We start from the raw sequence: 26,842 nt of genomic DNA on the forward strand, positions 1-26,842 counted from the left end.
GGATGATAGAGCGTCTTCACAGACCGTTCCTTATCCGGCCTGGGCCGAGATCGCCCGAAAGGATCATGCCACGATGACGGCCATCGGACAGCCGAGCGGCAGCACTGCCGGAAAGAGCAGCATGCCGGCCCGCAAGCCGGGCCGGGCCTTCGGGTTGCGGGCGACCGTCGCGGTCACCGTCGCCGTTCTGCTGCTCGGCTCGACACTGGTGAAGGGGCTGGTGGTCGGCAACGGTGCGGCGGATGCGCTGGCGAAGGAGGTCGGCAACTCGATGACCGGGCTGGCGCAATCGCTGGCGCGGCAGCTCGATTCGACCATGTGGGCACGCGCCAACCAGATTGCCGCGCTGTCGCGCATCGAGGCACTGAAAGACCCGGCGGTGGCGCAATCGACCATCGACGAGTTGAAGCGCCGCGATCCGACCATCGCCTGGATCGGCATGACCGATGTGAACGGACGGGTGGTCGCCGCGTCCAACGGGCTGCTGATGGGGGCCGACATCTCCACCCGGCCGGTTCACCAGGAAGGCATGAAGGGGCTCTATGTCGGCGACGTCCACGAGGCGGTGGCGCTGCGCGGCAAGGTGCCCTACCTGGAAGGCGAGACGCCGAAATTCGTCGATGTGTCCGCCCCGCTGCAAAAGGCGGACGGCAGCATGGTGGGGGTGCTGGCGACCCATTACAGCTGGGAATGGGCGCATGCCCTTATCCGGCAGCTGGTCGAGCCGCTCGCCGACCACAAGGGACTGACGCTCTACATCCTGTCGGCCGACGGCACCGTACTGATCGGCCCCGATTCGGCCGTCGGGAAGCCTCTCCCCGTGCCGACGTTGAATTCCAAGGCGCGCGACGGCTGGCGTAGCGAGGTCTGGCCCGACGGCATCACCTATGTCACCGGTGTCGCCCATGGCAAGGGGCTGCACGATTACGCCGGGCTGGGCTGGACCGTCGTCGCCAGCCAGCCGGCCGACATCGTCAATGCCGAGACCGACCGTTTGCGGACGATGATCGTCGGGGTGGGCGCGCTGCTGGCCCTGCTGTTCAGCGGACTCGGCTGGATCGCCGCCGGCCGCATCGCCCGTCCGCTGGGCGCCATCGCCGATGCCGCCGAACAGATCGGCAAGGGCGAGCGCGGCGTCGCCATCCCCGACGTCGGCGGTGCGGCGGAGATCCGCCGGCTGTCGGCATCGCTGCGCGAGATGATCGACAGCCTGACCAACAAGGACGCCGCGCTGATGCGGCTGGAGGACATCGCCTACGAGGACCGGCTGACGGCGCTGCCGAACCGGCGCTATTTCGAGCAGTATGTCGAGGCCTCCACCGGCACGGGCGGCGGCTCGGCAACGGTGATGTACATCGATCTCGACGGCTTCAAGCCGGTGAACGACCGTCTGGGCCACGATGCCGGCGATGTCGTGCTGCGCCAGATCGGCGGCCGGCTGGCCAGCATCTTCCGCGACGACGACGTGGTCGCCCGGCTGGGCGGCGACGAGTTCGCCGCCGTGCTTCCCCGCCGCGCCGACCGCCCGGCCCCGGACACCGCGGAACTGGCCGCCCGGATCATCGCCGCAGTGAACGAGCCGGTGTCGTTCAACGGCGAGCGGATCAGGGTCGGCTGTTCCATCGGCATCGCCTCCTGGCCGGATGACGACAGCGACATGGCGACGGTCATGCGCCACGCCGACGCCGCGCTTTACAAGGCCAAGCGCGACGGGCGCAACCGTGCGGTGCGTTGGATGCGGTCGGTGATGGCGACGGAGGGTTAGATCGGATCGCGTAAAATCGGAATCGATTTGAAGCGTGAATCCGATCGCCAAACATGCGGCTATAGCGTCCTGCGTTTCTTATTAAACGCAGGACGCTATAGCCGGCGTTCAGCGCCCCTCCAGCCCCCGCACCATCCCGTTCATGAAGCCCAGCTTCTCGATCACCGCGGGCGACAGGATGAAGGGGTAGAGGTCGGGCTGGCCCATGCTGCGGTTCAGGCTGTTCACCGCATAGGTCAGCGGCAGCCAGGGTTCGATCAGATCCTCGATCCGCCGGGCCTTGTGCGGGTTGAAGTCGACCTCCGCCTCCAGTTCGGCCCCCTCGGTGATGCGCGGCCGGATCTTCAGGCCGAAGGCGCGGGCGGTCTCCAGCGTGTCGACGATGTGCAGGAAGTGCGCCCAGGTCTCGGCGAAATCCTCCCACGGGTGGGCGGTGGCGTAGGTGCTGACGAAGTTGGCCTGCCAGTCGGCCGGCGCACCGTTGGCGTAATGGCGCTTCAGCGCCTCGCCGTAATCCTCCCGCTCGTCGCCGAACAGGGCGCGGAACCGCTCCAGCAGGGCCGGGTCGTCGCGCACCAGACGGTCCCAGATGTAATGGCCGATCTCGTGCCGGAAATGGCCGAGCAGCGTGCGGTAGGGCTCGCCCATGTCGGTGCGGCGCTTCTCGCGCTCGGCATCGTCGGCCTCGGCGACGTTGATGGTGATCAGGCCGTTGGCATGGCCGGTCAGCACCGGCGTCACCGTGCCGTCGGGGGCCACCGTGTCGGTCAGGAAGTCGAAGGCCAGCCCTTCCTCCGGATTCTCGATCCGGGTCTGCAAGGGCAGCTTCAGGTTGGTCAGAGTGTAGAACAGGTGATGCTTGGCCAGTTCCAGCTTGCGCCAGCGCGTCAGATTGTCGGTGTCGGACAGGTCGGGGATGATGTGGTTGTGCCGGCAGGCGGCGCAGTGGGTGTCGGCCGAATCGGCCGGCAGCATCCAGTTGCAGGCGTCCAGTTCGGCATTCGCGCAGAATTTATAGAGCGGTTCGCTGGTGGCGAGCGCGCTCCACACCCCGTCATGGTCGGTGGGGTCGATGGCGGACAGGGTTCCCACATCCGGCAGATAGCCGAGCCGGTAGCCGCAGCGCTCGCACAGCGTGTTCTCGAAGTAGAGAGGCTGGTGGCAGTTCTGGCATTCGTAGAGTTTCATGGCAGGCGATCCGGGGTCCGGGAGGCCCCCTCTCCCTTGCGGGGAGAGGGGGGAAACAAGGCGATGGGTCAGTTGGACGTCTTCGCAAGGGTTTCGGCCGTCGCCGGTGCGGGCTCCGCAACCGCTTCGGCCTCGGCCGGCTCCTTCGTCTTCCCAGCCTCCACGGTCTCCGCCGGGGTCTCCGCCGGCTTCGCCGTCTCGGCGCTTTCCTCGCCGAAGGACAGGGTCGGGCTCTCGGCGACGTTGCGCAGGGCGCGGGCGGCGCGACGCAGCGCGAAGGAGGTCTTGCCGTCCGGCTCCAGCGCCAGCAGCAGCAGCGAACGGCCGGTCACCATATAGCCCTCGCCGGTGTTGACGCGCGGCACCTCGTCCGGGTCGGGCAGGTTGGTGTCGAGCAGGCAGCGCCAGACGCTGCCGCCGGTCACTTCCGGCAGGGTGAACTCCACCACGTCATGGTGGGAGTTGATGACCAGCAGCAGGGTGGCGTCCATCGCCGGGCGCTTGATGCCGCTGGCCTGGGCGCGGCCATCCAGCAGCATGCCGAGGCAACGGGCGTTGCCGTCGTGCCAATGGCCCTCCTCCATCTCGTCGCCGGCGGGGGTCAGCCAGGTGACGTCCTTCACGTCGAACTCGGCATTGTACTCGCCCGACAGGAAACGGCCGCGGCGCAGCATGGGGAAGGACTGGCGGATCGCGATGACGCGGCGGACGAACTCGATCAGCGACTGGCCGTCCTCGTCGACGTCGTCCCAGTTCAGCCAGGCCGTCTCGTTGTCCTGGCAGTAGGCGTTGTTGTTGCCGTGCTGGGTGTTGCCGAGCTCGTCGCCGGCCAGCAGCATCGGCGAGCCCTGCGACAGCAGCAGCGTCGCCAGCAGGTTGCGCTTCTGCCGTTCGCGCAGCGACCTGATCTCCGGATCGTCGGTCGGCCCCTCCGCCCCATGGTTCCAGGACAGGTTGTGGGAATGGCCGTCGTTGTTGCCCTCGCCATTCGCCTCGTTGTGCTTGTCGTTGTAGGAGACGAGGTCGTTCAGCGTGTAGCCGTCATGGGCGGTGATGAAGTTGACGCTGGCCCAGGGCTTGCGGCCGCGCTTGTTGAAGACGTCGCCCGAACCGCAGAGCCGCGGCGCCACCTCCGGCAGCTTGCCCTCGTCGCCCTTCCAGAAGGCGCGGACGGTGTCGCGGAACTTGTCGTTCCACTCCGCCCAGCCCGGCGGGAAGTTGCCGACCTGATAACCGCCGGGGCCGCAGTCCCACGGCTCGGCGATCAGCTTGACGCTGTTGAGGATCGGGTCCTGCAAACAGCTGTCGAGGAAGCCGCCGCCCTCGTCGAAGCCGTAGGGCTCGCGGCCGAGAATGGTGGCGAGGTCGAAGCGGAAGCCGTCGACATGCATTTCCGTCGCCCAGTAGCGCAGGCTGTCGGTCACCATCTGCAACACGCGCGGGTGGCTGAGATTGACGGTGTTCCCGGTTCCCGTCTCGTTGATGTAGTAGCGTTTCTGGTCCGGAAGCAGGCGGTAGTAGGAGGCGTTGTCGATGCCCTTGAACGACAGGGTGGGACCGCGCTCGTTCCCCTCGGCCGTGTGGTTGTAGACGACGTCGAGGATCACCTCCAGCCCGGCATTGTGGAGATGGGCGACCATCTCCTTGAATTCCTTGATCGTGTTGCCCGACGCGGCATAGCGCGGCTCCGGCGCGAAGAAGCCGATGGAGTTGTAGCCCCAGTAGTTGGCGAGCCCCTTGTCGACCAGATGCTGGTCCTGGACGAAGGCATGGACCGGCAGCAGCTCCACCGCGGTGACGCCGAGCGACTTGATGTAGTCGACGACCTCCTTCACCGCCATGCCGCCATAGGTGCCGCGCAGGCTGTCGGGCACCGCCGGATGCAGCTTGGTGAAGCCCTTCACATGGGTTTCGTAGAAGATGGTGCGGTCCCAGGCGGTGCCGGGCTTGAGGTCGCGGCCCCAGGTGAAGGCGGGGTCGATCACCTTGCACTTGGGCATGAAGGGCGCGCTGTCGCGCTCGTCGAAGGTCAGGTCGTCGCCCGACTCCATGACATAGCCGAAATGGGCCGGGTTCCAGCGGATCTCGCCGACCAGCTCCTTGGCATAGGGGTCCAGCAGCAGCTTGTTCGCATTGAAGCGGTGGCCGTTCTCCGGCTCGTAGGGGCCATGCACGCGGTAGCCGTAGAGCAGGCCGGGGCGGGCGTCGGGCAGATAGCCGTGCCAGATCTCGTTGGTGAATTCGGGAAGCTCAATGCGCTCGAGTTCCTCCTCGCCGCTTTCATCGAACAGACACAGTTCGACCTTGGTGGCGTTCGCGGAAAACAAGGCGAAGTTGACACCCAGCCCGTCCCATGTCGCGCCCAGCGGAAAGGGCAATCCTTCACCGAGCCGTGTCGCCTGTTTCAGGATGTTTGCCATGGTCGCCCGTTTCTCCGCCTGGATCGAAAGTCATTGTCCGGTCCTCCTGGACAGTGAGGAGAACGAACCGAGCCTTCAACCCGGCCGATGGGCGCTTGTTCCTCCCGCCTCAGTCATCTCTTCGGGATAGAACGGATTCCGTGCCCGGCGGCAGAGTGCGGCGCAGCAAGGCCGCCAGATCGCGCAGGCCGCGGTCGCGCGGATCGCTCGCCCGCCAGACCAGACCGATGACGCGGCCGGGTGGCCGCCCCCCTGCGGATGCCCCGTCGAAGGGGCGGTAGTCGACCAGTCCGCCGACAGTGGCGGTCCGTCCCTCATCCCCCCTGGTCGCCAGCAACGGCATCAGCGTACAGCCCGCCCCGGCCGCCACCATGTGGCGCAGGGTTTCCAGCCCGGTCGCATGCACGCCGCCGCCCCGCGCGCTGAGACCGCAGGCGGCCAGCGCCTGATCGCGCAGGCAATGCCCCTCCTCCAGCAGCAGCAGCTCCGCCGGATCGAGATCGCCCAGCGACAGGTGGGGGGCCCCGCACAGGCGATGGCCGGCGGGGTGGGCGAGCAGGAAGGGCTCGAAGAACAAACCTTCGGCGGCCAGCCCGTCGGCCTCCACCGGCAGGGCCAGCAGCACGGCGTCGAGCCGGCCGTCGCGCAGTTCGTCCAGCAGGCTGTCGGTGCGGCCCTCCGACAGGATCAGGGTCAGGTCGGGCCATGCGCTGCGCAGCTGCGGCAGGATATGCGGGAACAGGTAGGGGCCGAGCGTGTGGATCGCCGCCAGCCGCAGCCGTCCGGTCAGCGCCCCGTCCGACCCATCGGCCAGCGCCAGCAGGCGCCGCGCCTCCTCCAGCACGACGCGGGCCTGGGCGACGATGGTCTCGCCGCGCGGAGTCAGCAGGACCTTGCGGCTGGTCCGCTCGAACAGGGAGAGGCCGAGCAGTTCCTCCAGCTTGCGGATCTGGGCGCTCAGCGACGGCTGGCTGACGGCGCAGCGTTCGGCGGCGCGGCCGAAATGGCGCAGCTCGGCGACGGCGACGACATATTCCAGGTCGCGCAGGGACAGGCCGGAGAGATTCACAGAGACATTCATAGACAGCGCCTATTGGTGCATTTCCTTCTATGTCTTGGATATATCGTTCAAGACGCCGGATAACCAGGGGCGAGACAATGACGCCGCTTCAGGCGACACCGCCCCAACGAGGATGACCCGGATGAGCACCCTGACCACCAGCTTCGGCCAGCCCGTTCCCGACAACCAGAATTCGCTGAGCGCCGGGCCGCGCGGTCCGCTGCTGCTCCAGGATTTCCACCTGATCGAGAAGCTGGCCCACTTCAACCGCGAACGCATTCCGGAGCGCGTGGTGCATGCCAAGGGCGCCGGCGCCTATGGCACCTTCCGCGTCACCCGGGACGTGACGCAATGGACCAAGGCCGCCTTCCTGTCGGGCGTGGGCAAGGAGACGGACGTCTTCCTGCGGTTTTCCACCGTCGGCGGCGAGAAGGGTTCTGCCGACGCCGCCCGCGACCCGCGCGGCTTCGCGGTGAAGTTCTATACGGAAGAGGGCAATTACGATCTGGTCGGCAACAACACGCCGGTCTTCTTCCTGCGCGATCCGCTGAAGTTCCCGGACTTCATCCACACCCAGAAGCGCAACCCGGCCACCAACCTGAAGGACCCCACCGCAATGTGGGACTTCTTCTCGCTGTCGCCGGAGACGATGCACCAGCTGACCATCCTGTTCAGCGACCGCGGCACGCCGCGCGGCTATCGCCACATGGACGGCTTCGGCAGCCACACCTTCTCCTGGATCAATGCGGCCAACGAGCGCTTCTGGGTCAAGTACCACTTCAAGACCCGCCAGGGCATCCAGAACCTGAGCGCCGAACAGGCGGAAACCATGAGCGGCATCGATCCCGACCACGCCACCCGCGACCTGTACGCCGCCATCGAGGACGGCGACTTCCCGGCCTGGACAGTGTCGGTGCAGATCATGCCGGAGGTCGAGGCCGACGGCTACCGCATCAACCCGTTCGACCTGACCAAGGTGTGGCCGCACGCCGATTACCCGCTGGTCGAGATCGGCGAACTGGTGCTGAACCGCAATCCGGAGAATTTCTTCGCGGAGACCGAGCAGTCGGCTTTCAGCCCGGCCAGCGTGGTGCCCGGCATCTCCTTCAGCCCGGACAAGATGCTGCAGGGCCGGCTGTTCGCCTATGCCGATGCCCACCGCTACCGGCTGGGCGGCAACTACGCCACCATCCCGGTGAACAAGCCGCAGGGCTGCCCGGTGCACAATTACCAGCGCGACGGCGCCATGCGCACCGACGGCAACGGCGGCGGCCGGCCGAACTACGAGCCGAACAGCTTCGGCGGCCCGGCCCAGACCGGCGTGGCGAGCGAGCCGCCGTTGCGCATCAGCGGCGACGCCGCCCACTACGACCACCGCGAAGGCAACGACGACTACGCCCAGGCGGGCGCGCTGTTCCGCCTGATCGGCGCGGAGGCTCAGGACCGCCTGATGGACAACATCGCCGGCAGCCTGCGCAACGCTCCGCTGACCATCCAGCAGCGCCAGATGAACCATTTCCTGGCCGCCGACCCGGCCTATGGCGAGGGCGTGGCCAAGCGGCTGGGCCTGACCGTGGCGCAGGCCGCGGAGTGAGGTGAGTTTTCCGGCCCGTCCGCATCGTTGCGGAGGGGCCGGCTTCGAGATGCCGCGCCTGCCCCCTGCTGGCGCCGGCATGGTTGCCGGCATCCCGCCGCGCAGTTCCCCGACCGACTTGCAGCCCTCTTCCCGGCGACGGGGAGGGGGCTTTTCTTCGTTCTCCCACCGTCCCTCCCCCACCCAAACGGTGTGGCCCCCGCTTGGGGGCAGACAAAGCGGCGGTCGGCGTCCTAAAGTCCGCCTTCGGTGCGACAGCTTCGATGACGGAATGGGACGGGACCGCGACACCGACAGACCCAATGGGGAGCAATCCAGCGGGGAACGATCCACCAGCGCCTTGACCGGCAAGGGGCTGGATACCCTGCTGGCGGCGGCGGAGACGCTCCCGCATGCGCCGGAGGATGCGTGGCGGCTCGACCTGCTGCGGGTGGCGCTGCGCATCGCCCGCTCCACCGAGGATCTCGCCGATCTGGAACGTGCCAACCTCGCCTTCAAGGCGCTGCCGCGCCGGCTGCGCACCCCGCTGGTCGACCGCGCCGCTATGCTTGCCCGGCGCGAGGCGGAGCGCGCCCAGATGACCGAGGAGCCGGAGGATCCTCCGAAGCCGGGCGGGCTGCTGGGTGGGCTGTTCGGGCGCGGCGGCGGCCGGCCGAGCCGGAAGACCGCCAAGGAACGGTTGATGCGCGAACTCGCCACCCGCCGCGACCCGGACGATGACCGTGAAAGCTGAGACCCCGGAACGATGATCGCCGCGAAAGCCGATGGCCCGAAAATCCGGCGACGGAAATCCCGCCATAGCCCGCACCGGACGGCAGATGCCCGGACGGCCGCTTGCGCGTCCGAAGGACTAGACGGCCCCCTCCCCCTCCGCGCTCTCCGGCCGCGTCGAAGGTCACAGCTGGGACGGTTTACGGCGGGCCGGGAATGTGCAAATGTCCGTACCTCCAAATCGGGCTTATCCAAAAGATTGAACTGAACGATGACCGGGGGTTCCGTGCGTCGCCTGAAGCCGTTGCTGACCTGCGCCGCCCTGACCGCCCTGCTGAGCGCCTGCGCCAGCGGGGGCGGTTCACATCGCGTTGCCTCTCCGGAGGAGGTCGATGCCCATGTCGCGGAGGCATCCAAGCGGTTCGACATGCCGGAGCTGTGGATCCGCGAGGTCATCCGCCAGGAGAGCGGCGGGCGCACCACCGTCAACGGCAAACCCATCGTCAGCAAGGCCGGCGCCATGGGCCTGATGCAGGTGATGCCCGCGACCTATGACGAGATGCGGCGCAAGCACAATCTGGGGTCCGACCCGTTCGATCCGCATGACAACATCATCGCCGGCACCGCCTACCTGCGCGAGATGTACAATCTGTTCGGCGCGCCGGGCTTCCTCGGCGCCTACAACTGCGGCCCCGGCTGCTACGGCGATTATCTGGCCGGCAAGCGCGGCCTGCCCGGCGAGACCAAGCGCTACATCGCGTCGGTCGGACCGCGGCTGAACCGCACTCCGGCCCCCAACGGCGCCGACATCGTGCTGGTCAGCGCGCCGCCATCCACCTCGTCCGATTCGCCGCCGGATTACGGCTCGCCCTATGCCCGGCCGTCCTCCTCCTATTCGGCGCCCGTCAATCCGGCGCCGTCCTACACGCCGCCCGCCAGCAGCCGGCCGGCAGCCAGCCGTCCGCCGATTGCGGTGGCGGCCCTGCCCGCTCCGGCACCGGCACCGGCACAGACCGTGCGCGTGGTGGCGCCCGACACCTCGACCCCCGATGCTCCGGCTCCGCGGCCGGTGGCGACGATGGCTGGTGCCGCGACGGCCGGCGGCGGGGTGTGGACGGTGCAGCTCGGCGCCTTCCGCTCGCCCGACGACAGCCAGCGCGTGATCGACCGCGCCCGCAGCTCGGTGCCGGTGCTGTCGCGCTCGCAGCGGATCGTGCAGGCGGTGGATACCCAAACCGGGCCGCTCTACCGCGCCCGCCTGTCCGGCCTGTCGCAGCAGGACGCGGCCAGCGCCTGCAGCGGGCTGGTCAACCAGGGCATGGCCTGCTTCGTGGTGGCGCCGGGGGCCTGACCGGCCCCCGGACCATCTCCGGTCAGCCTTCGCTGACGCGGCGGCAGCGGCGCTTGATCAGGGCCAGCGCCTCCTCCGCGCGGTCGCCGCTCAGGTCGAACGACCGTTCGTCCAGCAGCACGCCGTCGGAGTTGTAGGCGCGCAGCTGCAAGCCGTCCGGCCCCTCGCTCACCGTCACGTCGAGGACGCCGTCGCCGGTCTCGTTGCCGGCGATGTCGAGGAAGTCGTTGACCTCGTCGAAGTTGGCATCCACATCGTCCGGCCACACGCCTTCGGCGGTGAAGTCCAGCAGGTCGTTCAACCCGCCGACCGCCTCGCAGCGCTTGACCCGCGGGTCGGCGGCGCCGACCGCCTCGGCGAAGGCGGCCATCGACTGACGGATGCGCTCCTGCTCGATAGGGTCGATCTCCATCTCCTGGCCCTCGCCGGCGAAGCCGAGGTTGAGCGGGTCGGGCATCGCCTCGCCCTCCCGCTCGGCATCCTCCTCGATCACCAGACCGACGACGCCGACCAGACGCACCCCGACGTCCTCGGCGGCGGCGACCAGATCCTGTTCGCGCACGAAGGTCTCCGCCGCCTCCGTCGAGTCGATCAGGCGGCGCAGCAGGGTGCGACGGTCGGCGGCTTCCAGGTAGGACAGCGGTTCCGGATCCAGCCACAGCGGCAGCAGGCGCATGTCGGACGCCTTCTCCAGCAGCCCGGCCGAATCCAGCGCGCGTTCGATGATGTCGACCGACGGCGGCTCGTCCAGCCGGCCGTCGACCTCCAGCGCCAGCCAGAACAGGGTCGACAGGGTCGGGTCGCCATGCTCGTCGGTGCTCTGCGCCGTTTCCGAGAAGGCCTCGACCTCGTCCATGAAGTCGTAGCTCTCCTCCTCGCGCAGCTTGCCCACCGCGGCCTCGATCACGCCCTGGCGGTTGCCGTCCAGCACCTCGTCGAGCAGGGCGCCGAAGCGCTCGTCGTTGTTGCGCCACAGCCGGACCAGCCGGTCGGCCGGCGTCCCGCTGAACTGGCCGCCCTTGCCGTTGACTCCGTCCTTTTTCGCCATGATGCGCCCGTTCCTTTGTTGAATTCGCTCGTCCGGTCGGCGAGACCATAGGAGCGCTGCGCCGTCCTGTCGACCGCGATATGGTGACGGAATACCCGGCAGATACCTTGGGGGATGCCCCAGGGGACGGCGACACTGCCAGCGACGAATGGCCCCTTCCTTGCCGACGGGAAAGGGGTAGGATTCCAGGCCTCTCCATTCGGGTGATCCGCCATGGTCGAACGTCCGGTTTTTCCCAAAGAGTTCCTGTGGGGCGCCTCCACCTCCGCCTATCAGATCGAAGGCGGGGCCGAGACCGACGGGCGGGCGCCCAGCATCTGGGACATGTTTTGCAAGCTGAAGGGCCGGGTCGACAACGGCGACAGCGGCGACGTCGCCTGCGACCATTACCACCGGATGCCGCAGGACGTGGAACTGATGGCGGAGCTGGGCTTGCAGGCCTACCGCTTCTCCGTCTCCTGGCCGCGGGTGCTGCCGCGCGGGCGCGGGGTTCCGAACGGCAAGGGGTTGGAGTTCTACGACCGGCTGATCGACCGGCTGCTGGACAAGGGGATCGAGCCCTGGCTCTGTCTCTATCACTGGGATTTGCCGCAGGCCTTGCAGGACATGGGTGGCTGGGCCAGCCGCGACAGCATCGGCTGGTTCGAGGATTACGCCGCCCTCTGTGCCCGGCGCTACGGCGACCGGGTCAAGCGCTGGGCCACATTCAACGAGTTTTCCGTCTTCACCCTGTTCGGCTGGGCCTTCGGCTGGGGGGCGCCCAGCATCGCCGACCGCGCCACCCATTTGAAGGTGATCCACCACGTCAACCTCGCCCATGGCGCCGGGGTCGATGTGCTGCGCGCCCTGGTGCCTGATGCCTCCATCGGCGCGGTGCACAGCGTTCAGCCGATGCGGCCGGAGACCGACCGGCCGGAGGATGTCGAGGCGGCGGCCCTGTTCGACGAGCATTGGAACCGCGCCTTCCCCGATGCGCAGCTTCTGGCCCATTACCCACGCCGCATCGCCGAGGCCATCGAGCCCTATGTGCAGCCCGGCGACATGGCGCGCATCGCCCGGCCGGTGGACTGGTTCGGGCTGAACCATTACGCCCCGGTCTACGGGCGCCGGGACGACAGCCTGATCTGGGGCTTCGGCTTCGGCTCGCCGCCGCCGGGCATGAAGCGGACGGCCATCGACTGGCCCGTTGACCCCGGTTGTTTCCGCGACACGCTGCTCGACCTGACCCGGCGCTACCGCCTGCCGATCTATGTCACCGAGAACGGCTACGGCACCAAGGCGTCGGAAACGCCAGACGCCGAGGGCCGCGTGGTCGATACGGAGCGGCTGTCCTACCTCCAGTCCTACATCGCGGCGATGGCCGAGGCGAAGCGGCTGGGGGCCGACGTGCAGGGCTATTTCGTCTGGTCGCTGCTGGACAATTTCGAATGGGGCGGCGGCTATGGCACGCGGTTCGGCATCGTCCGCGTCGATTTCGAAACCCAGGCGCGGATCCCGAAGGAGTCCGCGCGCTGGTATTCGGATTTGATCCGGGGGGTGTGACCGCCCCCCTCCCCGTCTTACTTCAAAAACGGCAGGTTCAGCCCCTGCTCCTTGGCGCACTCGATGGCGATGTCATAGCCGGCGTCGGCATGGCGCATCACGCCGGTGGCCGGGTCGTTCCACAGCACGCGCTCCAGCCGCTTGGCCGCCGCGTCGCTGCCGTCGCAGACGATGACCATGCCCGAATGCTGCGAGAAGCCCATGCCAACGCCGCCGCCATGGTGCAGGCTGACCCAGGTCGCGCCGCTGGCGGTGTTCAGCAGCGCGTTCAGCAGCGGCCAGTCCGACACGGCGTCGGTGCCGTCCTTCATCGCCTCGGTCTCGCGGTTCGGGCTGGCGACCGAGCCGCTGTCGAGATGGTCGCGGCCGATGACGATGGGGGCCTTCAGCTCGCCCGACTTCACCATCTCGTTGAAAGCGAGGCCGAGGCGGTGGCGCTGCCCGAGCCCGACCCAGCAGATGCGCGCCGGCAGACCCTGGAACTGGATGCGCTTGGCCGCCATGTCGAGCCAGTTGTGCAGGTGCGGATCGTCGGGGATCAGCTCCTTCACCTTGGCGTCGGTCTTACGGATGTCCTCCGGATCGCCGGACAATGCTGCCCAGCGGAAGGGGCCGATCCCGCGGCAGAACAGCGGACGGATATAGGCGGGGACGAAGCCGGGGAAGTCGAAGGCGTTCTCCAGCCCCTCCTCCTTCGCCATCTGGCGGATGTTGTTGCCGTAATCGACGGTCGGAATGCCCATGGCGTGGAAGGCCAGCATGGCCTCAACCTGCACCCGCATCGACTGGCGCGCTGCGGCGGCCACCGCAGCGGGCTGGCTTTCGCGGGCGCTTTCCCACTCCTCCAGCGTCCAGCCCTGGGGCAGATAGCCGTTCACCGGGTCATGGGCGGAGGTCTGGTCGGTGACGATGTGCGGCCGGACCTTGATGTCGGTGCCGGCGCGGCGCGCCAGTTCCGGGAAGACGTCGGCGGCGTTGCCGAGCAGGCCGACCGAGATCGCCTCGCCCTTGGCGCAGGCCTCGTTGATCCAGGCCAGCGCCTCGTCGAGGTCGGCGGTGTGGCGGTCGAGATAGCCGGTGCGGATGCGCATCTCGATGCTGCTGGGACGGCATTCGACCGCCAGCATGCAGGCGCCGGCCATGGTGGCGGCCAGCGGCTGCGCCCCGCCCATGCCGCCCAGGCCGCCGGTCAGGATCCACTTGCCCTTCAGGTCGCCGTTGTAATGCTGGCGCCCGGCCTCGACGAAGGTCTCGTAGGTGCCCTGCACGATGCCCTGGCTGCCGATGTAGATCCAACTGCCGGCGGTCATCTGGCCGTACATCGCCAGACCCTTGCGGTCCAGCTCGTTGAAATGCTCCCAGGTCGCCCAGCGCGGCACGAGGTTGGAGTTGGCGATCAGCACCCGCGGCGCGTCGGCATGGGTGCGGAAGACGCCGACCGGCTTGCCCGACTGGACCAGCAGCGTCTCGTCGTCGTTCAGCGTCTTCAGCGCTGACACGATGCGGTCGAAGCTTTCCCAGTCGCGGGCGGCGCGGCCGATGCCGCCATAGACGACCAGCTCCTGCGGCCGTTCCGCCACGTCGGGGTCGAGGTTGTTCATCAGCATGCGCATCGGCGCCTCGGCGAGCCAGCTCTTGCAGCTCAGTTCGGGGCCGTGCGGGGCACGGATGACGCGCTGGTTGTCGAGGCGGGATGACATCTGGTGATGGCTCCTGGTGGGAGGGATGTGCTGTTCCGAGGATCGGTTTTGCTAATGGGGCGGCAGCTGGAAGCGCGCGCCCAGCCGGTAGCGGCTGCCGGGATGGACCAGCATCGCCACCGTCACCACCCGCCCGCCGACCCAGGTGCGACGGGTGACGCGCAGGCAGGGCTCGGTGACGGGGATGTCGAGCAGCCGGGCGATCTCCGCCGTCGGCGACACCGCCTCGATGACATGCTCGACCTGCGGCGAGGACTCCAGCCGGATCAGGTACTCGCCCGGCGTCTGGCGGGTGAAGTCCTGGTCGAGATAGTCGGGCGCCACCGCCGGGTTGACCCAGCGTTCCTCCAGCTGGACCGGCACGTCGCTTTCGCTGTGGACGACGATGGAATGGAACAACCGCGCCCCGACCGGCAGGTTGAAGCGGCGGGCCAGCCCGGCATCGGCGGCAACCGCGAGCAATCGCTCCACCCGGCAGGAATGGAGGTTGCCGCGCTCGGCGATCTCGTCGGCGATGCTGCGCAGCTCCACCACGTCGGTGCTGGGCGGCCGTTCGGCGACGAAGGTGCCCAGCCCCTGCACGCGGGTCAGCAGCCCCTCGTCGGTCAGGTCGCGTAGCGCGCGGTGAACCGTCATGCGGCTGACCGAGAATTCCTCCAGCAGCTTGTGCTCAGACGGGATCTGGAAGCCTTCGGGCCAGTCGCCGGAGCTGATCCGGCGGCGGATGGCTTCCTTGATCTGGGCGTAGCGCGGCTGGGCGGTGGAGATGGCGTCGCTCATGCGGCCCCCGCTTCGACCCGCGGCCTGCGGACCACCCCGCCATTGATCACCGCCATGCAGGGGTTGAGGCCTATGGCGTAGGCCAGCTCCGCCGGATGCTCGATGCGCCAGACCGCCAGATCGGCGCGCAGGCCGGGCGCGATCACGCCGCGGTCGTCCAGCCCCAGCGCCTTCGCCGCATGGCGGGTGATGCCGGCCAGCGCCTCCGCCGGGGTCAGGCGGAAGAAGGTGCAGCCCATCGACAGCATCAGCAGCAGCGAGGTCACCGGCGAGGTGCCGGGGTTGTTGTCGGTGGAGAGCGCCATCGGCACGCCATGGCGGCGCAGCAGCTCGATGGGCGGCAGCTTGGTCTCGCGCAGGGCGTAGAAGGCGCCGGGCAGCAGCACCGCCACCGTGCCGGCCTTGGCCATGGCGGCGACGCCGTCCTCGTCGAGATGCTCGATGTGGTCGGCGGACAGCCCGCTGAACTCCGCCACCAGCCGGGCGCCGCCGAGGTTGCTCAGCTGTTCGGCATGCAGCTTCACCGGCAGGCCGAGCCGCTTCGCCGTCTCGAACACCCGGCGGGTCTGGGCGACCGAGAAGCCGATCCCCTCGCAGAAGGCGTCCACCGCATCGGCGAGGCCCGCTTCGGCGATGGCCGGCAGCGTCTCGGCGCAGATGCGGTCGATGTAGCCGTCGGGGTTGCTCTTGAACTCGGGCGGCAGGGCGTGGGCGCCGAGATATGTGGTGCGCACCTCCACCGGGCGGACCTGGGCCAGCCGGCGGGCGACGCACAGCATCCGCGTCTCGGTTTCGGTGTCGAGGCCGTAGCCGGACTTGACCTCCACCGTCGTCACGCCCTCGGCCAGCAGGCTGTCCAGCCGCGGCAGGCTGGCGGCCAGAAGCTGGTCCTCGCTGGCGGCGCGGGTGGCGGTGACGGTGGACAGGATGCCGCCGCCGGCCCGCGCGATCTCCTCATACGTGGCGCCGTTCAGCCGCATCTCGAACTCGCGGGCGCGGTTGCCGCCATAGACGAGGTGGGTGTGGCAATCGATCAGGCCGGGGGTCATCCAGCCGCCCTGCCCCGAATGCACCTCGGTCGCCAGCGCGTCCGGCGCATCGGTGAGGTCGGCGCGGCGGCCGACGAAGGCGATCCGGCCGTCCTTGATGCCAACCGCGGCGTCGGCGATGGCGCCGTAGCCGTCATCGCCGCTCATCGTGGCAACGGACAGGTCGATCCACAGGGAATCCCACGGCGCGCTGGTCGGCATCGGTTCGGCTCCTTCCTACAAGTTCGTGCAGCAACCCTCTTGGCATCAGGTTGCCTATACTTGTATAGTGTTGTCTATAATAGCGAGGGCGCCCTCATGAGCAACCTGTTTTTTGCCTCGGCGTTGCTGCCGGACGGCTGGGCGGAGGATGTGCTGGTCACGGTGGACGGCCGGGGCCGGATCGTCTCGGCATCGCCCGGCGCCGCCTGCCCGGCCGATGCGGAGCGCTTTGCCGGAGCGGCGGTCGCCGGCATCGCCAATTTGCATTCCCACGCCCACCAGCGCGCCATCGCCGGCATGGGTGAGTCCTCCGGCGAGGGGTCCGACAGCTTCTGGAGCTGGCGCGATGTGATGTACCGGGCGCTCGACCGCATGGGTCCGGAGGATTTCGAGGCGGTCGCCGCCCAGCTCTATGTCGAGACGCTGAAGGCTGGCTTCACCGCCATCGCCGAATTCCATTACCTGCACCATGACCGCGACGGCAGCGCCTACGCCGACCCGGCGGAAATGAGCCACCGCGCCATCGCCGCCGCGCGGACCGCCGGTCTGCCGATCGCGCTGCTGCCGGTGCTCTACAACGCGTCGGGCTTCGGCGGCACGCCGCCGACCGCCGGGCAGCGCCGCTTCATCCATGACGGGGCAGGGTTCGACCGGCTGACCACGGCGCTGGGCCATACCTATGGCGAATCCTGCGACGTGCAACTCGGCATCGCCCCGCATTCGCTGCGCGCCGTGCCGGACGGGTTGCTGACCGAGACCGTCGCCGCCAACCCGCAAGGCCCGATCCACATCCACATCGCCGAGCAGCGCCGGGAGGTCGAGGAGTGCGTCGCCTACCGCGGCCGCCGCCCGGTGGAGCATCTGCTCGACACCCAGCCGGTCGACGGCCGCTGGTGCCTGATCCACGCCACCCACATGACCGAAGCCGAGGTGGCGGGCGTCGCCGCCAGCGGCGCCATCGCCGGCCTGTGCCTGACCACCGAAGCCAATCTCGGCGACGGCTTCTTCGCTGCCCAATCCTACATGGCGCAGGGCGGGCGCTGGGGCATCGGGTCGGACAGCCACATCTCCGTCAGCCCGGTGGAGGAACTGCGCTGGCTGGAGTACGGCGCGCGGCTGACCAGCGAACGGCGCACCGTGCTGGCCGGCGGCCCCCGCCGCTCCACCGCCCGCCGGCTGGTGGAGGACGCCCAGGCCGGCGGCGCGCAGGCAACCGGCTTCGATGCCGGGCGCATCGCCACCGGCCTCCGCGCCGACATCGTCGTGCTCGACACCGACCACCCGCTGCTGGCGGCGCGCAAGGGCGATGCGCTTCTGGACGGCTGGATCTTCGCCGGAAACACTCCCCTCGTCCGGGACGTGGTGATCGCCGGACGCGCCGTCGTCCGCGACCGCCGCCACCCGCGCGAGGAGGAGATCGCCGACCGCTTCAAAAAGACACTTGGGAGACTTCTGGGATGAGCGAGACCATCACTCTGGTTCCGGGCGCGCTGTCGCTCGACACGCTGCGCAGCATCTATCGCGACCGTCCGGCCCTGACGCTCGACCCGGCGGCCTATCCGCGGATGGAGCGCTCGCGCGCGCTGATCGACCGGATCGCCGGCGGCGACGAGGCGGTCTACGGCGTCAACACCGGCTTCGGCAAGCTGGCCCACACCCACATCGCGGCGAGCGATCTGGAAAAGCTCCAGCGCAACCTGATCCTGTCGCACGCCACCGGCGTCGGCGCCCCGCTGGCCGACGGCGTGGTGCGGCTGATCCTGGTCATCAAGGCGGTCAGCCTCGCCGTCGGCGCGTCCGGCGTCCGGCCGGCGCTGGTCGATGCGCTGCTGAAGCTCTATGAGGCCGACGTGCTGCCGGTGGTGCCGGGCAAGGGCTCCGTCGGCGCCTCGGGCGATCTGGCGCCGCTGGCCCATCTGTGCGGCGTGCTGCTCGGCATCGGCCATGTCCGGGTGCAGGGCGTCACCCTGCCGGCGGAAGAGGGTCTGCGCATCGCCGGCTTGCCCGTCTTCGACCTGAAGGCCAAGGAAGGTCTGGCGCTGATCAACGGCACCCAGGTCTCGACCGGTCTGGCGCTCGCCGGCCTGTTCGAGATCGAGCGCACCTTCAAGGCGGCGCTGGTCGCCGGATCCCTGTCGGTCGAGGCGGTGATGGGCAGCCACCGTCCCTTCGACGCCCGCATCAGCGCCCTGCGCGGCCAGCCCGGCCAGATCGCCGTCGCCGCCGCCTTCCGCGAGGTGCTGGCCGGCAGCGAACTGAACGCCAGCCACCAGGGCCCCGACTGCCACCGGGTGCAGGACCCCTACAGCCTGCGCTGCCAGCCGCAGGTGATGGGCGCGGTTCTCGACCAGATGCGGCAGGCGGCGCGCACGCTGGTGATCGAGGCCAACGGCGTCACCGACAACCCGCTGGTTCTGGTCGATACGGACGAGGTGCTGTCCGGCGGCAACTTCCATGCGGAGCCGGTGGCGATGGCCGCCGACCAGCTCGCCATCGCCGCGTCGGAGATCGGTGCCTTGGCCGAACGCCGCATCGCCATGCTGATCGACACCACCATCAGCGGGCTGCCGCCCTTCCTGGTCGCCGAGCCGGGGCTGAACTCCGGCTTCATGATCGCCCACGTCACCGCCGCCGCGCTCGCGTCGGAGAACAAGACGCTCGCCCACCCCGCCAGCGTCGACAGCCTGCCGACCTCCGCCAACCAGGAAGACCATGTCAGCATGGCGACCTTCGCCGCGCGCCGGCTGGGCGACATCGCCGGCAATGTCGCCGACATCGTCGGTATAGAGCTTTTGGCCGCGATTCAAGGGCTGGAGTTCCATCGCCCGCTGAAGACCACCGAACGGCTGGAGCAGGCCATCGCCACCATCCGCGCCCAGGTGCCGCGCTATGAGGTCGACCGCTACTTCGCCCCGGATCTGGCCGCCATCGGCACCCTGGTGCGCGACGGGTCGGTCGACCATCTGATGCCGGTATCCCTGGAGACCGCACAATGACCGACACCATCTTCGATCTGGAGCGAGGCGACGGGCCGCTGGTCATCAGCATGCCCCATTGCGGCACCGACCTCTCCCCCGGTCTGGCCGAACGGCTGACGGACGAGGCGCTGACCCTGCGCGACACCGACTGGCACATCCCGCGCCTGTACGGCTTCGCCAAGGACATGGGCGCCACGCTGCTCAGCGCCCGCTATTCCCGCTATGTCGTCGACCTCAACCGCGCCTCGACCGGCGAGAGCCTCTATCCCGGACAGGCGACCACCGGCCTCTGCCCGGACGTGCTGTTCGACGGCACGCCGCTCTACCGCGACGGCCAGGCGCCCGACGAGGCCGAGGTGGCGCAGCGGGTGCAGGACTATTGGCGGCCCTACCACGAGGCGCTGGCCGCGGAGTTGGAGCGGGTGAAGGCACGGCACGGCTTCGCCCTGCTCTATGATGCCCATTCGATCCGCAGCCATGTGCCGCGGCTGTTCGACGGACGCCTGCCCGACCTCAATCTGGGAACGGCGCGCGGCACCAGCGTCGATCCGCAGCTGGCCGCCCAGGTCATCGCGGCGATGGAGAGTGCCGCGGCGGCGGAGGGTTTGACCTGCGTCACCAACGGCCGCTTCGTCGGCGGCCACATCACCCGCGCTTACGGCCAGCCGGCCAACGGGGTCCACGCCATCCAGATGGAACTGGCGCAGGACCGCTACATGGACGAGGAGGCGCCGCCCTTCGCCTACCGTCCGGATCGGGCCGAAAAGCTGCAGCGGGTGCTGACCGCGCTGCTGGACGCTTTCACCGGCTGGCGGCCGGCGCAGGGCTGATAGGAACGGACAGGCGCGCGGGGGCGCGGAACCGCCCCTGCGTCCGCCGCGTTCCTCTGCGGCGCCGGTTTTCGCGGCGCGGCATGCAGGGGACCGGCGTTGAGCGACATCATCGAACAGAACAGCGACCAGGGCGGCATCGAGAATCAAGGCATCGAGAATCCCGGTGGCGGCATCGGTTATGGCGGGCGGCCCGCACCGGCGGTCCTTCAGCCGGCCCTGACGGCAGTCGACGCGCTGGACGCCCAGGTCCACGACATCGTCACCTGCGATCCCGGCCCAGTCAGCAAGGTGCTGGCAAGCGCGGGCCATTACGTCATAAAGCGGCCGGTCCTGATCCCCAGCTTCGCCATCGCCGGCATAGTCGGCCTGCTGACCGGTCAGGAGGATCTACGCCGCGCCGGCAGCGTCGGCGTCCTCGGGCTGGTGGCGACGGCGACGGCCAGCCGCTCCATCAAGCGCTACGTCAAGCGCCGCCGCCCCGACGAATGCGAGCCGCGGCAGCGGCCGGGCAAGCGGATCAGCGCCCGCTCGCTGCCGTCCGGCCATGCGGGAAGCGCCTTTGCCGCCGCGACCGCTCTCGCCACGGTCAGCCGGTCGCCGGCGCAAAGTCTGATGATTTATGGCGCCGCGGCGGCGATGGCCAGCGGCCGGGTGGTGAAGCACCGCCATTGGGCGTCCGACGTGCTTGCCGGCGCCCTGCTGGGGACCGCCATCACGCTGGTGGCGCGGCGCCTGCTGGCGCGCTGAGCGGCTATTTCTTCGGCAGCGGCAGGCTGGCCTGTTCGGCCTTCGCCGGATCGGCCAGCCGCTTGGCGCGCTTGTTGCGCATTTCCGCCACCTCGCCCGCCTTCAACGGCACGAAGCCGTCGGGCCGCATGGCGTTGCCGACGATCTGCTTGAGCAGGTCGATGTTGGTGATCTGCACCCGTCGGCCGCGGCGGACCTGATCGAGGAACTTCGGCGACGGGGTCAGCACATAGTCGATGGCGTCGATGCGCTTGCCGACCTTGGTGTATTCCTTGTCGGCGATGTCGAGAATGCCCTCGTCCACCAGGGCGTCGACAGCCGACGTCACCACGCGCAGGGTGTCGCGGCGGCGCGACCACTCGTTCATGCCGCTGTTCTTGATAATCTCGTCGGCGCTGATCGACACCGGCTTCGCCTCGTCGTCGGCGGTGTCGTACTCGATGGACAGGCGGTTGTAGAGCCAGCGCGACACCGGCGACTTCAGCTTCATCAGCCAGGCATAGGAGACCGGCTTGAACTCCAGGTCGCGAATGGCGGCGGAGACCAGCGGGTTGAACTCCAGATAAGTCTCCTCGACCCCGCCGTCCTCATCGACCAGATCGGGGCGCGAGCGGATCGCCAGCACCGGGAAGGCGGTCGATTCCAGCAGGTTCTGTCCGCGGCTCTTCTTGCCCGGCTCTGCGCTGCCGCCGGTGGAGATGATGATACGCGAGCGGGCCAGGATGGTCAGGGATTCACGGATGTCCTGGATCGACAGGGTGTGGTTGACCGCCCGCAGTTCCCGCTGGATCTCGTAGAGGCTGAAGCGCATCTGCACCTTGTCGCGGTTCTCGCCGGTCAGCGACAGGCGCGAGCGGTCCATGGCGAGGCGGCGCACGACCTGTTCCACGACCTGTTCGCGTTCCGACGGGAAGATCTCGACTTCGACCAGATCCGGACCGGCGCCAGGGGCGCGGTCGTCCTTCTTTGCCGTGCTGAGCCGGTCGATACGGGCGGGCTGGACGGTCAGGCGGTAATTGCGGCCGCGGAAGGCAAACTCGCGCCGCACCGACTTGATGAAGTTGTCCTTGGTGACCAGCTCGCCCTTGTCCTTGGCAGTCTTTTCCTTGTCGTTGTCGCGGGAGACGAACACGAAGCGCGGCGCCAGATCGTAGAGCGCGATCAGATGCGATTGCGAACGGTCTTCCAGCTCGAACAGGATGAGCTGTGCGGCGCTGGTCGGGGCCATCTTGGTCATGAACGTCTCCGGATGTCGGGAGTAACCATGGCGCGGCGGACCCGCCGGTGCAACAGAACGCAGTGAGTTTACCGCATCCGGGATGGAGCGACAGCCCGCGGATATGGTGCCGCACCCCGCGATGATGGAGCAACGGCCCGCGGTCATGGAGCGATAGCCCGCGATTGCTGCCCGGACGCGGCATCGTCGGGGCCAAACTCCGCGAGCCCTTGAAGAATCGGGGAGAATCGGCCCGCCGGTCGGGAATCGCGGCGAGGCGAACCGCGGGCTGCCGCTCCATAGGGGGCGGAGGCGGATCGCTTCGGCGCCGGATTGCCCGCGATTCGCACCATCGTCACGGCATCGGCGGCCAATCGCGGGCTGTTGCTCTAGCATCGCGGGCCGCGGACCGCCGGCAATCGCGGGCAATGGCTCCACATCCGCGGCCAAAGGCGCCAGGATCCCGATTCGGCGCGCCATCGCCGGCCAATCGCGGGCCGATGCTCCATGGTCGCGGGCAGGGGCTTTACGGTCGCGGGCTGTCGCTGACCATCCGCGGGCTGCGGCTCCATGGAGTGCGAGCCCGCGATTCGACTCTTCCGCCGACCGCTTCGAATCCTCTGCGCCAATCGCGACGGCCGATCATGCGGCCAATCTTGCGCCCATGGCGCGGAGGAGTATCGCCACAGATGACAAACCGGACTGCAAGCCCGAACCGCTCCGGGCAAAACCGCTGGGGCCGGATCCCGGCCTGGTGGCTCGACCATCCCGATCTCGATGCCGACGGTCTCGCCGTGCTGGCGGCGCTGAGCACCTACGCCGACGAGGCAGGGGTGTGCTGGCCGTCGCAGGCAACGCTGGCGGACAAGCTGAAACGCAGCCGGCCGACCGTCAACCGGATCCTGGGCCGGCTGGAGGCGCTCGGGCTGGTCGGCATCGAACACCGCCGCTCGGCCAATGGCGGGCGTCTCAGCTGCCGCTACCGGCTGGCGCTGATCTCCTCGAACGGAACGCAGGACGGTGCAGGGGCGGACATCCCCGCTGACTCATCCGCGGACTCCCCCTGTTCAGCGGCGAGTCATAAACAGCCTGAACCAGAACAGATTCCTGACACGCTCCACCGGCGTGCGGACGAGGGGGCGTCGTTCAGCTCCGCCGGTGGCGCCGAACCGGTTGCTTCCGATTGGGCGCCACCCCCGGCCGACCGGCAATGGGCGGCAGAGCGCTTTCCCGACATCGACATCGACAGCCATGCCGAGCGTTTCGTCCAGCAATGCCGGGCCCATGGCTACCGCTACCGCGACCCGGCCGCGGCGTGGCGGTCCTGGCTGTTGCAGGATGTCGGCCGTATGGCGCAACAGCCCGCGGCAACCGTCCGCGGACCGAACAGCCGCGGACCAAAAGAACGAGCAGCGCGAACGACTTCCCGCACCGCCGCTTCCGGGTCGAATTCCGCAGCCGCCAACGCCGAACAGCGCCTGTCGGCCTGGGCCAGCGTTGCCGCCCGTCTGAACAACACGCCGTCCAACGCACCAGCCAACCCCTGGGGGATCGCATGAGCAACCTGCACCAGTTCCCCACCTCCTCCTCTGCCGCCGCCGCACCGCCCGGCCTGCCGCTGCCCTTCGACCCGGCCATGACGCCGGCCCTGCGCAGCCGCATGCTGCGCGAAGCCCTGCCGGAACCATTGCAGCGCCTCCTCGACCGTGGACAGGTCGGGCGCCACAGCCGCTTCACCGAAGACGGCTTTGCCGATGTCGTGGAGGACTGGACACCACCGGACGGGGTGACGCCGCGCCATGCCGCACTGGCCCGCCGCGCTCTGTCGGAGATCACCGACACCATCCTGGCGCCGGCATCGGCCAACCATCTGCTGGGACGGGTGCTGGCTTTGCTGAGCCATTTTCCGGCGAAGGCGACCAGCCCGGAGGTGGAGCAATTGCTCGCGATGGACTGGGCCGACGATCTGGGCGAGTTCCCGGCCTGGGCCATCGACCAAGCGGCTCGCCGGTGGCGGCGCACCCGCAAATGGCGGCCGAGCATCGCCGAGATCCGCGCCCTGTGCGAGGAGGCCTGCGCCGAGGAAAATGCCCTTGCCGACCGGTTGCGCGCCATCGCCATGGCAGGCGAGCGGGCCGGGGAAACCGGCAACCCGACCGCTGCGGTGCGCCCGGTGCTGGCGTCGGCGATGCGCCGTATGCGATGATGAGGGGATTTTCTGTCTTAGATCGCCAATCTGTGGCAGGGGCGACACCCTGTCCGGCCGCTGCGAAGCTAAGACATGTCTTAGATTTGCGCCACGGCCGGGCTTTGGTAAAAGGGGCCGACAGCCGATGGCGATAAGGGGCATGGGAATGAGCAACGACACGGGACACGTGCCGGTGAAACGCTTGCTGGTCAATGGCCCGAAGGGCGGGATCGGCAAGACGACCCTCAGCCGCAACATCGCGGTGGCGGCGGCGCTCGATGGCTGCGCGGTGGCGACGCTCGACCTCGATCCGCAGCGCAGCCTGACCAAGTGGTTCGCCAAGCGCCCGGACGGCATGGCGTCCATCACCCATTTCGAGGCGGGCATGACGCCGCTCGACATCCGGGCGGCCCTGGACGGCATCGCGGGCTTCGACCTGCTGGTGATCGACACGCCGCCGTCCATCGAGGACCATCCGGAAGAGTTCAAGCTGCTGGCGCTGTCGTCCGACCTGATCGTCGTGCCGACCGGCCAGAGCGACGACGACCTGGACTCCGTCCGACCCTGGATGCGCTTTGTCCGCCGCTACGGCAAGAACGCCGCCTTCGTGATGAATCGCGTCAAGCCGCGCACCCGCGGTTTCACCGAGGCGCAGCGCAAGCTGCTGGGCGACGGCCGGATCTGCCCGGTCGAGGTTCCCGACTACGAGGACATCCAGTTCACCGCCGGCCGCGGGCTCGGCCTGCTGGAACTGAAGGGGGGCAAGGGGGCAGAGCATGTCGCCGGCGTCTGGGCCTTCGTCCGCCACGAACTGGAGCTGGCGCAATGAGCGGGTTCAAGCAGGTTTCCAAGGCCCAGGCCCGCCGCCACATCGCGGTGGACGAGCGGATCGAGCGCATGGCGGAGGCGACGGTCGACCTCGTTCGGCGTGAGGAGTTCGTCCAGGAGATCTCCACCCTCTGGCGCAGCGCGCAGGAGAAGTTTTTGCTGATCGGCCGCTATCTGGTCCAAGCGCGGGCGCGCCTGCCGCATGGCGAGTTCCAGGCGATGGTCGAGAACGAGCTGCCCTTCGGCTATCAGGTCGCCTACCAGCTGCGCATGGTGGCGGAGGCGGTGGACAGCGGCCGCCTGCCGGGAGCGAAGCTGCCGCCGAGCTACGCCACCGTCTACCAGCTCGCCACCCTGACCGGTGAACAGCTGCGTTTGGCCGACCAGAGCAACCTGATCCGGCCCGACGTGACCCGGCCGGAGATCGTCCGGTTCAAGCGCGACCTGCGCAACCGCGCCCTCGACCATGTCAGCCGCCGCGAGGCGCTGGAGGCCGAGCGCGACCGGCTGCGGGAACGGCTGGCGGTGATCGAGGTTGAACTGGCGGCGCTGGACGACCGGGGCTGACAGGGCGGTGGCGACGGTCCGGCGTGCGATGATCCGAAACGGGGATGAGTGAGGCATGCTGGACCTGAAGTCGCTGGAGACCTTCATCTGGACGATGCGGCTCGGCGGGTTCCGCCGGGCGGCGGAGCGGCTGAACACCACCCAGCCCGCCATCTCCGCCCGCATCGCCCAGCTTCAGGACGAGCTGGGCGTCGTCCTGTTCGACCGCGTCGGCCGGCGGGTGGCGCCGACGCCGCAGGCGATGGTGCTGCTGACCTATGCCGAGAAGATGATGGCGCTGCGGTCGGAGCTGCTGACCGCGGTGGCGGACCGCAGCGCCATCCGCGGCGTCATCCGGCTGGGCGTGGCGGAGACGGTGGTCCACACCTGGCTCAGCCAGCTGATCGAACGGCTGAACGCCCTCTACCCCGCCGTGTCGCTGGAGATCGAGGTCGAAACCTCGCCCAGCCTGCGCGATGCGCTCGCCCGGCACGAGCTGGACGTGGCGGTGATGCTGGCCTCCTACACCGACGTGCGGTTCCGGGCGATCCCGGTCGGCAACTATCCGCTGGGCTGGGTGGCGAGCCCGACGCTGCCCCTGCCCGAGGAGCCGGTGTCGCTGCGCGATCTGGCGGCCTGGCCGATCATCACCTTCTCCCGCACCACCCAGCCCTATGGCGTGATCCGCGAGATGTTCTCCTCGGTCGGATTGCAGGTGCGGATGTTCGGCAACAGCTCGCTCGCCAGCGTCGTCCGCATGGCGGTGGACGCGGTCGGCGTCAGCGTGATCCCGACAGTGATCGTCCAGCGTGAATTGGCGGAAGGCCGGCTTCGCCTGATCCGCTCGCAGGCGCCCTTGCCGGGGATGACCTTCTGCGCGGCCCATTCCGCCACGGCGGAGAACCACATGGCGTCGGTCGTCGCCGATCTGGCCGCCGCGGTGGCCGCCGACTACGAAGCGACGACCGGCAACGAGGCGCCGCACGCCACAGGGGCGAGCCGGAGCGCATTAGAAAGCGATTGATTGCCGCAGCTTATCAATCCAGATCAAAACTTACGATTGGACGCACCCAAGACTGTTCGTGTCATCATCCTGT

Annotated in this window: 22 protein-coding genes; 14 read left to right on the top strand and 8 right to left on the bottom strand. The window is 68.7% G+C overall.

The annotated features are described in order from the left end of the window. Positions 1–73 precede the first annotated feature (73 nt). Complete coding sequence (locus tag VH569_RS16715; protein ID WP_423316337.1) at positions 74–1,765, top strand: diguanylate cyclase domain-containing protein; 1,692 nt, start codon at positions 74–76, stop codon at positions 1,763–1,765. Between the two features lie 108 nt (positions 1,766–1,873). On the opposite strand, the gene VH569_RS16720 is transcribed toward VH569_RS16715, so the two are convergent. The 3 genes from VH569_RS16720 to VH569_RS16730 all read right to left on the bottom strand — a co-directional run bounded on the left by VH569_RS16720 (position 1,874) and on the right by VH569_RS16730 (position 6,454). Continuing rightward, positions 1,874–2,953, bottom strand: a complete 1,080-nt coding sequence (locus VH569_RS16720; RefSeq protein ID WP_423316338.1) for a zinc-binding metallopeptidase family protein — start codon at positions 2,951–2,953, stop codon at positions 1,874–1,876. A 68-nt stretch (positions 2,954–3,021) separates the two neighbouring features. Beyond that, the gene (glgX, locus tag VH569_RS16725) at positions 3,022–5,373 is read right to left on the bottom strand and encodes a glycogen debranching protein GlgX (RefSeq protein ID WP_423316339.1); all 2,352 of its coding nucleotides are present in this window, start codon (positions 5,371–5,373) and stop codon (positions 3,022–3,024) included. A 109-nt stretch (positions 5,374–5,482) separates the two neighbouring features. Beyond that, on the bottom strand, positions 5,483–6,454 hold the full coding sequence (locus tag VH569_RS16730) for a LysR substrate-binding domain-containing protein (RefSeq protein WP_423316340.1): 972 nt from the start codon (positions 6,452–6,454) through the stop codon (positions 5,483–5,485). A 121-nt stretch (positions 6,455–6,575) separates the two neighbouring features. Here VH569_RS16730 and VH569_RS16735 point away from each other — a divergent pair, with 121 nt between their 5' ends. The 3 genes from VH569_RS16735 to VH569_RS16745 all read left to right on the top strand — a co-directional run bounded on the left by VH569_RS16735 (position 6,576) and on the right by VH569_RS16745 (position 10,089). Further along, a complete protein-coding gene (locus VH569_RS16735; RefSeq protein WP_423316341.1) occupies positions 6,576–8,027 on the top strand; it encodes a catalase in 1,452 nt (483 codons plus the stop codon). A 271-nt stretch (positions 8,028–8,298) separates the two neighbouring features. Then, the gene (locus VH569_RS16740; RefSeq protein ID WP_423316342.1) at positions 8,299–8,760 is read left to right on the top strand and encodes a hypothetical protein; all 462 of its coding nucleotides are present in this window, start codon (positions 8,299–8,301) and stop codon (positions 8,758–8,760) included. Positions 8,761–9,009: 249 nt separating this feature from the next. Further along, positions 9,010–10,089 carry a transglycosylase SLT domain-containing protein gene (locus VH569_RS16745; RefSeq protein ID WP_423316343.1) on the top strand — a complete coding sequence of 360 codons (1,080 nt, stop codon included), beginning with the start codon at positions 9,010–9,012 and terminating at the stop codon, positions 10,087–10,089. 22 nt (positions 10,090–10,111) lie between these two features. Here VH569_RS16745 and VH569_RS16750 read toward each other — a convergent pair whose 3' ends face one another. Then, positions 10,112–11,137, bottom strand: coding sequence for a hypothetical protein (locus VH569_RS16750; protein ID WP_423316344.1), 1,026 nt, complete (start codon positions 11,135–11,137; stop codon positions 10,112–10,114). Positions 11,138–11,350: 213 nt separating this feature from the next. On the opposite strand from VH569_RS16750, the gene VH569_RS16755 reads away from it, so the two are divergent. Continuing rightward, positions 11,351–12,679 carry a GH1 family beta-glucosidase gene (locus VH569_RS16755; protein WP_423316345.1) on the top strand — a complete coding sequence of 443 codons (1,329 nt, stop codon included), beginning with the start codon at positions 11,351–11,353 and terminating at the stop codon, positions 12,677–12,679. Positions 12,680–12,696: 17 nt separating this feature from the next. Here the strand turns inward: VH569_RS16755 and hutU are convergent, their stop codons facing one another. The 3 genes from hutU to hutI are packed head-to-tail and all read right to left on the bottom strand — an operon-like array spanning position 12,697 to position 16,409. Beyond that, positions 12,697–14,379 carry a urocanate hydratase gene (gene hutU, locus VH569_RS16760; protein ID WP_423316346.1) on the bottom strand — a complete coding sequence of 561 codons (1,683 nt, stop codon included), beginning with the start codon at positions 14,377–14,379 and terminating at the stop codon, positions 12,697–12,699. Positions 14,380–14,430: 51 nt separating this feature from the next. After that, on the bottom strand, positions 14,431–15,159 hold the full coding sequence (gene hutC, locus VH569_RS16765) for a histidine utilization repressor (protein ID WP_423316347.1): 729 nt from the start codon (positions 15,157–15,159) through the stop codon (positions 14,431–14,433). Next, positions 15,156–16,409: an imidazolonepropionase gene (hutI, locus tag VH569_RS16770; RefSeq protein WP_423316348.1), complete on the bottom strand. Its 1,254-nt coding sequence runs from the start codon at positions 16,407–16,409 to the stop codon at positions 15,156–15,158. The genes hutC and hutI overlap by 4 nt, the downstream gene beginning before the upstream one ends. A gap of 96 nt (positions 16,410–16,505) precedes the next feature. Between hutI and VH569_RS16775 the strand changes: the two genes are divergently transcribed. The 4 genes from VH569_RS16775 to VH569_RS16790 all read left to right on the top strand — a co-directional run bounded on the left by VH569_RS16775 (position 16,506) and on the right by VH569_RS16790 (position 20,967). Then, complete coding sequence (locus VH569_RS16775) at positions 16,506–17,870, top strand: formimidoylglutamate deiminase (protein ID WP_423316349.1); 1,365 nt, start codon at positions 16,506–16,508, stop codon at positions 17,868–17,870. Then, positions 17,867–19,405, top strand: coding sequence for a histidine ammonia-lyase (hutH, locus tag VH569_RS16780; RefSeq protein WP_423316350.1), 1,539 nt, complete (start codon positions 17,867–17,869; stop codon positions 19,403–19,405). Before VH569_RS16775 ends, hutH begins: the two co-directional genes overlap by 4 nt. Continuing rightward, positions 19,402–20,217, top strand: coding sequence for an N-formylglutamate deformylase (gene hutG, locus VH569_RS16785; RefSeq protein ID WP_423316351.1), 816 nt, complete (start codon positions 19,402–19,404; stop codon positions 20,215–20,217). Before hutH ends, hutG begins: the two co-directional genes overlap by 4 nt. A 99-nt stretch (positions 20,218–20,316) precedes the next feature. Further along, positions 20,317–20,967 (top strand): phosphatase PAP2 family protein, encoded by a 651-nt coding sequence (locus tag VH569_RS16790; protein WP_423316352.1) that lies wholly within the window; start codon positions 20,317–20,319, stop codon positions 20,965–20,967. Positions 20,968–20,971: 4 nt separating this feature from the next. On the opposite strand, the gene VH569_RS16795 is transcribed toward VH569_RS16790, so the two are convergent. Beyond that, a complete protein-coding gene (locus tag VH569_RS16795) occupies positions 20,972–22,204 on the bottom strand; it encodes a plasmid replication protein (RefSeq protein ID WP_423316353.1) in 1,233 nt (410 codons plus the stop codon). 668 nt (positions 22,205–22,872) lie between these two features. Between VH569_RS16795 and VH569_RS16800 the strand changes: the two genes are divergently transcribed. The 5 genes from VH569_RS16800 to VH569_RS16820 all read left to right on the top strand — a co-directional run bounded on the left by VH569_RS16800 (position 22,873) and on the right by VH569_RS16820 (position 26,769). Continuing rightward, positions 22,873–23,742, top strand: a complete 870-nt coding sequence (locus tag VH569_RS16800; protein WP_423316354.1) for a helix-turn-helix domain-containing protein — start codon at positions 22,873–22,875, stop codon at positions 23,740–23,742. Continuing rightward, positions 23,739–24,389, top strand: coding sequence for a hypothetical protein (locus VH569_RS16805; RefSeq protein WP_423316355.1), 651 nt, complete (start codon positions 23,739–23,741; stop codon positions 24,387–24,389). Before VH569_RS16800 ends, VH569_RS16805 begins: the two co-directional genes overlap by 4 nt. Positions 24,390–24,537: 148 nt before the next feature. Then, a complete protein-coding gene (locus VH569_RS16810) occupies positions 24,538–25,200 on the top strand; it encodes a ParA family protein (RefSeq protein ID WP_098738091.1) in 663 nt (220 codons plus the stop codon). Then, a complete protein-coding gene (locus VH569_RS16815; protein WP_423316356.1) occupies positions 25,197–25,766 on the top strand; it encodes a hypothetical protein in 570 nt (189 codons plus the stop codon). The genes VH569_RS16810 and VH569_RS16815 overlap by 4 nt, the downstream gene beginning before the upstream one ends. 55 nt (positions 25,767–25,821) lie before the next feature. Continuing rightward, positions 25,822–26,769, top strand: a complete 948-nt coding sequence (locus tag VH569_RS16820; RefSeq protein ID WP_423316357.1) for a LysR family transcriptional regulator — start codon at positions 25,822–25,824, stop codon at positions 26,767–26,769. Positions 26,770–26,842: the final 73 nt, after the last annotated feature.

Source organism: Azospirillum sp. 11R-A, from assembly GCF_049472615.1.
In the GTDB taxonomy this organism is placed as follows: domain Bacteria; phylum Pseudomonadota; class Alphaproteobacteria; order Azospirillales; family Azospirillaceae; genus Azospirillum; species Azospirillum palustre.